Raw genomic sequence first — 10,395 nt, 5'->3', positions numbered from 1 at the left:
CCAAAATCACCACCTGCAATGTCGCGCTGTTTCACCAGCGGTGTCGCTGCACACGCTTTACCGTCGAGACCAAGGGCGTACGTGAAGAGGCGTCCATTTGCCCGAGGCGGCAACTCGATACAGCTAGGAACAGGGACCAGTCGTGCGGAGCTGCTGTTCTTGATGATCTTCCCGATGCGCTGGAGGTCAAAGTATTCGATGCCGCCCTCATTCTTGATGTCCTGCCATTCCAGAAGAGCGACCTCGTCGAGGCGCATTCCGGTCGCGGCGAGGATGCTCAAGGCAAGTCGATCTTCGCCAGACATTTCAAGAGTGAAGAGAGCCTCAAGCTGAGAGCGACGCAGCGGCTGCCTCTTGATCGCCTTGCTGCCCTTCCCTTTGAGCGAGATGTCTGCGAACGGATTCGCGTCAATCCACGCTTGATCTTGGGCAAATACGAAAACACGCCGTACGGTCCCAATGTCTCGCTGCAGGGTGTTGTAGGCGTGCTTCGATGCCAAATGCTCCACGAACTCTAAGGCTGTCTGTCCGGTAACTTGAGCGATGTCGGGGTCGTTGGCGAAGTCGGTGAACTTCTGCGCGGCCTTGCGGTATGAACCCTCAGTTTTCTTCCTGTTGTACTCGATAGCATTGAGGCACTGGTTCGCCACTTCCGAGAACCGCTTGCCACAAGCGCTTTTGCTTTCCCTCCGTTTCGCAAGCTCCTGCTCAAACGCCCACAGCAGTGCCTCGACACGGTCCTGCGAAGCAGCGATGGCATGTCCTTCTTCGGCGTCAACGAAGCGAGGATCGGTTGCCATGTGAAGAACGCTGCCAGCGAGGCCGCGAAGCTCGTTGGCGGATTGATCAGCCTCGTCATCTTGCCACGCCGTGTCCGGCCACTTCGGCCTGCCGGGAAGTTCTTTAAGAAGCTCTCCAGCTGCGTGAGCGACGGGGTCAAAGCTTTTCTGTGCTTTGTCGAAGGCGGCATAGATTTCAGCAGCCTTGTCATGCATGCGGCGTTCGGCTTCGCCCCGGTCGCCGGTGCCGCGACGCTCTTGCTTGCGTCCGTTAAACGCGGGGCGGAGGTCGGAGGGGATGGTAACTTGAGTGTACCACTTGCCCTTAACCTGAACGAGTTTTGCTGCGGGGTAGTTCGACACGACAATAATGTCCGAAATAATGTCCATTCTAGTGTCGTGAGGTCTACTACATCCTTGATTCCTTGAAAATAAGGCCTCGCAAGATGTGATGGCGGAGACGAAGGGATTCGAACCCTCGAGACGGTTTCCCGCCTACTCCCTTAGCAGGGGAGCGCCTTCGACCACTCGGCCACGTCTCCGCTGACGCGTATAGCCAAGCAAACATAGGGACCACAAGGCGAAACTGGCCTCTTCTCGAAAAAAAACCAAAACCCCAAAAACCGGCTCAAACGGCACTGAAAGGCACCGAGCTTGGGCAAGATCTGGTCAATTTCCCCTACTGAGAAAGCGCGTTCGGGCGGCAGACGCCGAAGGAGTCTCAAGGCCAGCAGAATGCTGCGAGGAGCTCTCAGGAAAAGTTTCCGGAGTGGCGCAATCGATCCGACCTCCTTTCTGGAAGGAGACACGGTCATGAGCGCGAGCCAGGAAAGCCCAGGGGCGCCAAAACTCGAAGAACTTGCTCACTACTGGCGGCTGCCCTCGCCGCGCGCGAGCTCGCCCGCGCTGTCGGCGTCCGTAAGGTACGCGGTCGCTTTCCTTGGCATGGGATCTGGGCGGCCGAAGGACTCGCGCCGCCGCCGCAGTATCGCTGGGAGGAGCTCAAGCTTCCGCACAGCACGGCCTGTGATGTGGCTGCCCTCCTTGGCGAGTCTGAACGCTCGGCGCGGCGGCGGGCGCTTGCGAAGCCCGACGCGAGCTTCCCAGACCCCGTGCCGCTCCGGAAGAAACCGCTGCTGTGGCGGACGGCCCAGCTGAACGCCTGGCAGGCCGGCTTGTCCGTCCCCTCCTACCGCAAGACGTCCCTGAGAGGCGCCAGCAGGGACCCCGAACCCCTCAATGTGGCGCGGAGAGAGGTCAGCGATGCCTACGACCCCTGACAAGAAGTCCGGTCTGCGGCCAGCGCAAACGGATAGATGACAACCCCGACGAAGAACGGAAAACATGACAACCACCCACCAATATTGGATTTGCTATGCTGCATGGGCGGTTGTCATTTTCTGCTCCGTCATCACGAAGAACGGCCAATTCAAGGAGATTACAAATGACATTCGATCCTTTCGCAGAAGGCCTTTATCAGGGCGGACGCACAGAGACTGGTCACGTCCGTCAAGCTGGTGTCATTTCCTGGATGGCCTGAGGGCATGATCAGGCAACTTTCGTTGTGATGCTGAGAATGGGCTCGAGATCCTCCTTGTCGATCTGGGCGAATGCCTCGGGCATCATGTAGCGACTCGCCGCTTGCCACTCGTCATTCTGTTCGACGAGAACCGCGCCAATCAGGCGCATGATTGAGGGCTCGTTGGGGAGTGAGGACATGCCTGCCACCCGTCCGAGGGAATGCTCGAACGGCCACGACATCGGCGCGGCGCTTCGCCTCTTTGTTCAGCCTTTCTATTGGGTTGGTCGAGTGCAGCCTCGTGCGGTGCTGACGAGGAAACGACATGTAGGCCAGGACATCATGCTCGCTGGCGCCCATGAGATCGGCCAGCTTGAGCCACCGCGGGCGGAGTTGTTCTGCCACCTTGCCCCAGGTCTCGCCGGCATGAGAGCGATCGGGCTGATCGAAGGCCTGCCGAAACGAGCCATTGATCCGCCATTGGTCCGAGGGCAAGGCGAGTGCGGCGACGACGGTGCGCTGACCGCGCGAGACATGTGCCAGGGCATTGCGCTTCCAGTGAACACGACAGCGCTGCCCGTTCAGCCGTCGCCGATCCCCCGGATCGGCTTTGGGCCTCACCTTCGAACACCCGAGAGATGGCGGCCCGGAGGCCGGTATGCGCGTCGCTGATCACCAGCCGGACGCCTCCGAGGCCCCGGGCCTTCAGGGAGCGCAGAAACTCAGTCCAGAAGGTCTCGGCTTCCGAGGGGCCGATGCCGAGGCTGATGATCTCGCGCCGCCCCTCCGTGTTCGCGGCGACGGCGATTATGGCCGCGACGGGCAGTCGCCAACGATTGCGCCATCGGTTCGAGCAACGATGGCGACGCGCCCGCCCTGACGGACCTTCAAGTAGGTGGCTTCGAGCCAGTCATAGGGCCATTCTCCGGTGAGCGGGCGGTTCAGGAACCCGCCGACGCGCTCGTCGTTCGCCATGGGTCTCGAACCATGGCGGCCACATTGCTCACTCCTCGCAGAGCTTGGACACCGTGCTCTTGGAGATGCCGCTGAGCCCCATTGCCTGCACCAGATCGTCGACGCGCCGGGTCGAGACGCCCCCGATCCACGCTTCTTGGAACGAGCCATGTCACGCCATTGGTCCGAGTGACAATGGCGAGTGCTCGCTCAGCTTTTCGGTGTAGCGAATGGACAGATATTGCGAGCCGCGATCGCTATGATGGACCAGCCCCATGGCCTTTGTCGGCCTTCGGTCATGGACTGCCTGCTCCAGTGCATCCAGGACAAAACCAGTCTGCGCCAAGGTGCTGGCGCGCCAGCCGACGATCTTGCGCGCATAGGCGTCGATGACGAAAGCGACATATACAAACCCCTTCCAGGTGGCGACATAGGTGAAGTCGTCGTCCATTGGGCTCGGACCAATGGCGCCTGCATGGACAACCCCAGAGCATGTTGGGCGCCGGGACGCGGAACTCGCGGTTCACCTTGTCCAGAGGACACGGGGCCTTCTTGTCGGGGATCGTTGTCCGATGCGGTTTGCCGCGGACTGAGCCATTGAGGCGCCATTGGTTCGAGCCCAATGGCGAAGGCCCTGGATGTCCATGTCCCGCATGAGCCGTGCCACCGTGCAACGTGCGACAACGAAGCCTTCCCGGTAAAGCTGCCGCCAGACCTTGCGGACGCCGTAGACCTTGTAGTTCTCCTCCCAGACGCGTTCGATCTCGGGCCGCAGGGCAGCATCACGACGGGCACGGTCCGACAACCGGGCCGGATTGGCCCGCTTCGCAAGATGATCATAGTAGGTGGAGGGGGCGATCGGCAGCACCGTGCAGATCGGCTCGACCCCATGCGCATCACGATGCGCCTCAATGAAATTCACGATCACTTCGACCGGCGGTCGAGCTCCGCCATCGCAAAATACGCCGACGCCTTCCGAAGTATCTCGTTGGCCTGACGCAGTTCGCGGCTCTCCCGCTCCAGCGCCTTCATTCTCTCGGCCATCTCGCTGGGAACGCCTGAACGCTTGCCGCTGTCGATCTCAGCCTTCTTGACCCAGTCGTTCAGCGTGTTCGCCGAGCAGCCGATCTTCGCTGCGATCGAAGTTATCGCGTGCCAGCGAGTTCCGTGCTGGCCCTCGTTGTCGAGAACCATCCGCACCGCGCGCACGCACTTCGGGGGAAAACTTGTTCGTGGTCTTGCTCATGATGCTCCATCCTGCTCAAGAGTTGGAGCCTCCGTCAGACCCGGCGCGGCTCAGAGCCCCGTGACGGCGTTAGCCGTTGGCTCGATCACTTTGGCAGTGGTAAGGGCGTCCCGCAGGGCCATGTCTTTCTTCTCATGCAGACCAATAGGGGCGGCGCCTTGCGCCTCCTCAAGCTCGCGTTCATCTGCGTCGTATTATTTGCCGATGCCATCCTTGAGTGCATAGTCGGCCTCAAACCCAGCCTTGAGAAACGCCGCGCGGATTTCTTGCTCACGCATGGCCGCCCCGGCTTCCCGAATGTCACCGGCTTTCCTAGTAAGTCGGCCTCGATCCGCCGGGAGTGCTGCTAACTTACCTGCGACTTCAGCGTCGGTCCGTTTCCGTTCACGGTAGTTAGGTGGCCTTATGCCGGAATACGCACAGGCACGAAGTCGAGCTTCCGGGTCAGTTCGCCCAGCTCGATCCAATACGCCCGCGGCAGACGTGCAGCTTGATCTGAACCCTTGTTTCTCATGGACTCGCGCCGAAATTCGGGGAGTCCGAAAGCCTTCACAAGTCGTTCGGGCGTCCGCTTCCAGCAATATCAAGTCGCGTTGATCAGCCTTGCGCCGTCTACGCCCTTCCCCACTTCTCAAACCCCGTTTTGTGCAAAGTCTGCTAAAAGTCTGCGCAAAAACACTTGGTCCGCAATGCTGCGGCAAACCATACTTCTTCGGGTTTTCTTGTAGATCAGGAACTTGCAGTGAGCAAGTTGTTGGTGCGGTCGAGAAGACTCGAACTTCCACGGGAGTTACCCCACAGCGACCTCAACGCTGCGCGTCTACCAATTCCGCCACGACCGCACTGTCTTGACTTGGTGAGGCGGTCTCTAACGAAGCCCGCGGGGGATGTGAAGAGGAAAATCGCATATTCTTTGAAAAGTTTTCGCCACAGAGCCCAAACCCCCGGCAAAGAAGGGAAATCCAGCGCAGAGCCTCCCCCAACGTCACCCAAAACCTCAAATCCTGCGCAGGACATATGGCCTGCTGCGCCGCCCCAGCGCCGCCGCCAGAGCCAGCGCCGCTGCCCGCCATATTGACCCGCCCGGTGATCCGCCATAATCGCTCTGCCATGGTTGAGTGGATCACGACAGACGGGCTGACCGGCTATGACGAAGCCGTCGCCTTCATGGAAGCCCGCGCTGCCGCGATTGCCGCGGGCGAGGCCGAGGAACTCATCTGGCTGGTCGAGCACCCGCCGCTCTACACCGCCGGCACCTCCGCCAAGCCCGAAGACCTGCGCGAGCCCGACCGCTTCCCGGTCTTCGACACCAAGCGCGGCGGACAATACACCTATCACGGCCCCGGGCAGCGCGTGGTCTATGTCATGCTCGATGTCGCCAAGCGCGGGCGCGACGTGCGCTGCTTCGTGCGCCAGCTCGAGGCATGGGTGATCGCAGCGCTGGCGGAGTTTAACGTCACCGGCCATATCCGCGACGGCCGTGTCGGCGTCTGGGTCGAGCGGCCCGACAAGCCGCGTCTGGCGGATGGCAGCGTGACCGAGGACAAGATCGCAGCCATCGGCATCCGCCTGCGCAAATGGGTCAGCTTCCACGGCATCTCGGTCAACGTCGAACCGGATCTGTCGCATTTCAGTGGCATCGTGCCCTGCGGCATCACCAATTACGGCGTGACCTCGCTGGTCGACCTCGGCCTGCCGGTGACCATGGACGATCTCGATGTTGCCCTGCGCCGCAGCTTCGACGAGACCTTCGGCGCCACGCCGTGCGAGATTGGGCCCCGCGAGATCGGGCCCAGCGAGACCTGACCCTGCCAGACCAGCGCTAGCCCGCCAGCAGGTGGGTCTTCACGTCCTCGGCGGCAAACTCCACCAGCGCGCGTACCTTGCGCGGCAGCATCGCGCCTTCGAGGTAAACCGCGCTCAGATCGTGCTGCGGCTTCTCTTCCTGCGCCAGCAGCTCCACCAGCCGCCCCGCTTCGAGATCGCCGGTCACCACGAACTCGGGGCAATAGGCGATCCCCTGCCCTGCCAGCGCCATATCGCGCGCCACGCGGGCGCTATTCACGGCAAAGCGGCTGGCGATCTGCACCTCACGCAGCGCCCCGTCCGCCCCGAACCGCCAGCGCGGGCTGCGCTGGTTGCTGTCGTGAATGCAGGCGTGCCCGGCCAGCGCCTCGGCGCTCTCGGGCGCGCCATGCGCGGCCACATAGGCAGGAGAGGCCACCACCTTCATGCCAAAGCGGCACAGCCGCCGCGCCTTGAGGGTATTGTCGGTCAGCCGCCCGATGCGAAAGGCCAGATCGATCCCCTCCATGGCAAGGTCGGTGTAGGCATCCGACAGCCGCAACTCCACCGACAGTTCGGGATGCGGCGCAGCGAAGCGGCTCAGCAGATCGGCGGCGTAAATCTCTCCGAAGGTCAGCGGCGCCGCCACCCGCAGCACCCCGGAGAATCCCCGCGCCTCATGCTCCACCGAACCGAGCAGCTCTTCGAGTTCCTCGAGCCACGCCGGCGCGCGCACCAACAGCTTCTCGCCCGCCGGGGTCAGCCCCACCCGCCGCGTGGTGCGCTGCAAAAGCCGCGTGCCCAGCCGCGCCTCAAGCTCGGCGACATATTTCGAGGTCAGCCGGTTCGACACCCCCATGCGCTCGGCGGCGGCGGTGAAGGAGCCGGTCTGCGCGGTGGCGACAAAGGCACGAATCTGGTCGACGATGTCCATGGCTCATTCCGAACGATATGTGGATAGTATTACCACATACTCGCCATTTCTTTCACAAAGGCCAGCCCGCATATTGCTCTCAACGGCAGCCAGCGCTGCCCACCCTTTTCCCCGCCCCGCGGGGACCGCAGACGGAGAGACATCATGGCAACCAGCGACGCCCCCCTCGACATCGGACAGGTGAGCCTGACCGTGAACGACTTGGCAAAGGTCGGCGACTTCTACCAATCCGCCCTCGGCCTCGAGAAACTGTCGGAGGACGGCACCGAGGCCCGCTTCGGCGCCCATGGCCGCAGCCTCATCGCGCTGCGTCAGGACAAATCCGCGCCGCGCCATTCGCCGCGCGAGGCCGGGCTTTTCCACGTGGCCTTCCTGCTGCCGTCGCGCGCCGATCTCGGCGCTTGGCTGCACCATGCCGCCGAGACCCGCATCCCGCTGCAGGGCGCGTCGGACCACCTCGTCAGCGAGGCGCTCTATCTGGCCGACCCCGAGGGCAACGGCATCGAGATCTACATCGACCGCCCGCGCGATCAGTGGACGCACCGCGGCGGCGAGATCGAAATGGCGACCAACCATCTGGACCTTCAGGACGTGGCGAACAGCGCCACCGCGACGTGGCAGGGCGCGCCCGAAGATACCGTCATCGGCCACGTCCACCTGCAGGTGGGCCGCCTCGATCCGGCAGAGGCCTTCTACGCCGAAACCCTCGGCATGGCGGTGACCAACCACTATCCGGGCGCGACCTTCTATGGCTCGGGCGGCTATCACCACCATCTCGCCTCGAACATCTGGAACAGTCGCGGCGCCGGGCCGCGCAATGGACCCGCCACCGGGCTGACCGAGATCGAACTGCGCGGCACAAGGGACGAGATCGCCGCGATCCGCAGCCGCTCCCGCGCCGAGACCCCGCTCACCGATCCGTGGGGCACCACCTTCACCCTGAGCCAGAAGGACTGAGACCATGCTGATCGACGGAAAATGGACCGCCAACTGGCAGCCGGTGCAAAAAGCCGACGAGAAAGGCCGCTTCGTGCGGCAGGAATCGAGCTTTCGCAACTGGATCACCCCCGATGGCAGCGCCGGCCCCACCGGCACCGGTGGCTTCACCGCCGAAGCCGGACGCTACCGGCTCTATGTGGCGCTGATCTGCCCCTGGGCCTCGCGCACGCTGATCGCCCGCAAGCTCAAGGGTCTCGAAGAGATCATCCCGGTCACCGTGGTCAACCCGCGGCTCGACGATCAGGGCTGGAGCTTCGGCGGTTTCCCCGGCGCGGATGCAGACCCGCTCTACGGCGCAAGCCACCTGCACGAGCTTTACACCCGCGCCGATCCGCATGTCTCGGGCCGCGCCACGGTGCCGGTGCTCTGGGACGAGAAACAGGGCGTCATGGTGAACAATGAAAGCGCCGACATCGTGCGCATGTTCGACACCGCCTTCGAGGACATCGCGCCCTCCGGCCTCCGCCTCGCCCCCGAGGACCTCGTGGAAGAGATCGACCGTGAAAGCGCGCAAATCTACCGGCTCTACAACAACGGCGTCTACAAGGCGGGCTTTGCCAGCAGCCAAGAGGCCTATGACGAGGCGGTGACCCAGCTTTTCGACGAGATGGCCCGCATCGAAGCGCGCCTCTCGGACGGCCGTCCGTTCTATTTCGGCGACCGGCTGACCGAGACCGACATCCGCATCTTCGTCACCTCGATCCGCTTCGACGCGGCCTATCACGGGCTTTTCAAGTGCAACATCCGGCGGCTCGAGGATCACCCGCACATGCACGCCCATATGCTGCGCATGCTGAGCACCGGCGGTATCGCCGAGACGGTAGACCTCGATCACATCAAGGCGGGCTATTATGGCATCAAGGCGCTCAACCCGCCGCGCATCATCCCCGCCGGCCCCGCCGGGCTGGAGGCGCAGATCGCCGCCGCCAAAGCCGCGCTCGCCTGAGCCTCCCACCGCGGGGGCCCGATCCCAAGGTCCTTCTTCTCTTTAAAAATACGCAAATCCCCCCGCGGCCAGACGCGCGCCGCGGGGCAAACGCGCAGCACCGCCAAATTGCGCCTTAACAAATTGCGCCCCAACCCCGTGACCGGAAATGTGACTTGGCGAAGGCCGATCATGCTGTATCGTCTCCCTTCGGAGGACAATGCCCATGACGTCTGCATCATGACGACCGCATCCCGGCACGCCGCCCGCGTGGTGGAAACCGCCACCGACCCCGCCGCCGCCGCGCGCTCGCGGCTGGCCGCGTCGTGGCGCCGGTCGCTGTCGCATCACGGTCTCGATCCGGCGCAGAAGGACGGCGTGCAGACGATCACCCAGCAGGCGCTCGCCGAACGGATCGAACGCTCGGAGGTGATGTTGCGCGTCGCCATGCCAAAGCTCGACGCGCTGCATCAGATGCTCGGCAGTTCCGGCTGCGGCGTGCTGCTCACCGATGCCGAGGGCGTTGTGCTCGATCTTCGCGCCGGTGACAGCGACATGGGGGTGTTCCGCGCATGGGGGCTCACCCCCGGCTCGGACTGGTCCGAGGCCTCCGAGGGCACCAATGGCATCGGCACCTGTATCGCCGAGGCGCGCCGCGTGGTGATTCACCGCGACGAGCATTTCCACGCCCGCAACACCGCGATGAGCTGCATGGACGCGCCGATCTTCGGCCCCGAGGGCGAGTTGATCGGCGCGCTCGACGTCTCTTCCGCCCGCGCTGATCAGACCGAGGCCTTCAACCGGCTGATCGCCGCCATGGTCGCCCAGACCGCCCGGCAGATCGAGGCCGACACCTTCCGCGCCGCCTTCCCCGAGGCGCGCATCATCGTCGCAGATGCCGAGGACAGCGAGGCTTCGGTGCTGCTGGCGGTGGACCGCGACGATCTGGTGCAGGGTGCCACCCGCGCCGCGCGCCGCTCCTTCGGGCTGGCGAGCACCGGCCCGCTGCCAGCGCGCCCGGCCAGCGATCTCTTCGGACGCGAGGATGAAACCTCGGGATTCGAGCGCGCCGAGCGCGCCGCCATGGTTCGCGCCCTCGCCCGCACGCAGGGCAATGTCTCCGAGGCCGCGCGCATGCTCGGCGTTGGCCGCGCCACCTTCTACCGCCGTATGAAGAAGCTGGGCCTGTCGTAAGCGCAGCGCCCGCCCTGCCCCCTCATCTCCCCACGCGAACCTGTCTCACCAGCGAGACAG

Annotated in this window: 6 protein-coding genes, 2 tRNA genes, 2 pseudogenes and 1 other annotated feature; of the genes and pseudogenes, 4 read left to right on the top strand and 6 right to left on the bottom strand. The window is 63.7% G+C overall.

The features are described 5' to 3' along the window. The 5 genes and pseudogenes from G0A00_RS06515 to G0A00_RS06495 form a co-directional block, all read right to left on the bottom strand. On the bottom strand, positions 1 to 1,169 hold a 1,169-nt coding region (locus tag G0A00_RS06515; protein WP_164179497.1), incomplete at its 3' end, for a DUF6538 domain-containing protein. Between the two features lie 62 nt (positions 1,170 to 1,231). Continuing rightward, positions 1,232 to 1,321, bottom strand: a tRNA-Ser gene (locus tag G0A00_RS06510). Between the two features lie 1,006 nt (positions 1,322 to 2,327). Next, positions 2,328 to 3,412, bottom strand: a pseudogene (locus G0A00_RS06505) (transposase); the annotation flags it as partial. Positions 3,413 to 3,457: 45 nt separating this feature from the next. Beyond that, positions 3,458 to 4,498, bottom strand: a pseudogene (locus tag G0A00_RS06500) (IS3 family transposase); the annotation flags it as partial. Next, positions 4,103 to 4,219 (bottom strand) — a sequence feature (AL1L pseudoknot). Its footprint overlaps the pseudogene before it by 117 nt. Before the next feature lie 755 nt (positions 4,499 to 5,253). Continuing rightward, positions 5,254 to 5,340, bottom strand: a tRNA-Leu gene (locus tag G0A00_RS06495). Positions 5,341 to 5,584: 244 nt separating this feature from the next. Here G0A00_RS06495 and lipB point away from each other — a divergent pair. After that, positions 5,585 to 6,304 carry a lipoyl(octanoyl) transferase LipB gene (gene lipB / locus G0A00_RS06490; RefSeq protein ID WP_368667671.1) on the top strand — a complete coding sequence of 240 codons (720 nt, stop codon included), beginning with the start codon at positions 5,585 to 5,587 and terminating at the stop codon, positions 6,302 to 6,304. Positions 6,305 to 6,320: 16 nt separating this feature from the next. Here the strand turns inward: lipB and G0A00_RS06485 are convergent, their stop codons facing one another. Beyond that, the gene (locus G0A00_RS06485; protein WP_066108621.1) at positions 6,321 to 7,217 is read right to left on the bottom strand and encodes a LysR family transcriptional regulator; all 897 of its coding nucleotides are present in this window, start codon (positions 7,215 to 7,217) and stop codon (positions 6,321 to 6,323) included. A 144-nt stretch (positions 7,218 to 7,361) separates the two neighbouring features. Here G0A00_RS06485 and G0A00_RS06480 point away from each other — a divergent pair, with 144 nt between their 5' ends. The 3 genes from G0A00_RS06480 (at position 7,362) to G0A00_RS06470 (ending at position 10,335) form a co-directional block, all read left to right on the top strand. After that, the gene (locus G0A00_RS06480) at positions 7,362 to 8,174 is read left to right on the top strand and encodes a VOC family protein (RefSeq protein ID WP_164179495.1); all 813 of its coding nucleotides are present in this window, start codon (positions 7,362 to 7,364) and stop codon (positions 8,172 to 8,174) included. 4 nt (positions 8,175 to 8,178) lie between these two features. Further along, positions 8,179 to 9,162, top strand: coding sequence for a glutathione S-transferase family protein (locus G0A00_RS06475; RefSeq protein ID WP_164179493.1), 984 nt, complete (start codon positions 8,179 to 8,181; stop codon positions 9,160 to 9,162). Between the two features lie 219 nt (positions 9,163 to 9,381). Further along, positions 9,382 to 10,335, top strand: a complete 954-nt coding sequence (locus tag G0A00_RS06470; protein ID WP_164179511.1) for a GAF domain-containing protein — start codon at positions 9,382 to 9,384, stop codon at positions 10,333 to 10,335. Positions 10,336 to 10,395 lie beyond the last annotated feature (60 nt).

Source organism: Salipiger sp. PrR002 (genome assembly GCF_010500775.1).
In the GTDB taxonomy this organism is placed as follows: domain Bacteria; phylum Pseudomonadota; class Alphaproteobacteria; order Rhodobacterales; family Rhodobacteraceae; genus Salipiger.
Note: the sequence above shows the minus strand (reverse complement) of the source record. Positions and strands in the feature narration are given on the sequence as shown.

Coding starts and splice junctions, on each gene's coding strand:
- G0A00_RS06485 (WP_066108621.1), bottom strand. CDS start 7,217: ATGGACATCGTCGACCAGATTCGTGCCTTTGTCGCCACCGCGCAGACC.
- G0A00_RS06480 (WP_164179495.1), top strand. CDS start 7,362: ATGGCAACCAGCGACGCCCCCCTCGACATCGGACAGGTGAGCCTGACC.
- G0A00_RS06475 (WP_164179493.1), top strand. CDS start 8,179: ATGCTGATCGACGGAAAATGGACCGCCAACTGGCAGCCGGTGCAAAAA.
- G0A00_RS06470 (WP_164179511.1), top strand. CDS start 9,382: ATGACGACCGCATCCCGGCACGCCGCCCGCGTGGTGGAAACCGCCACC.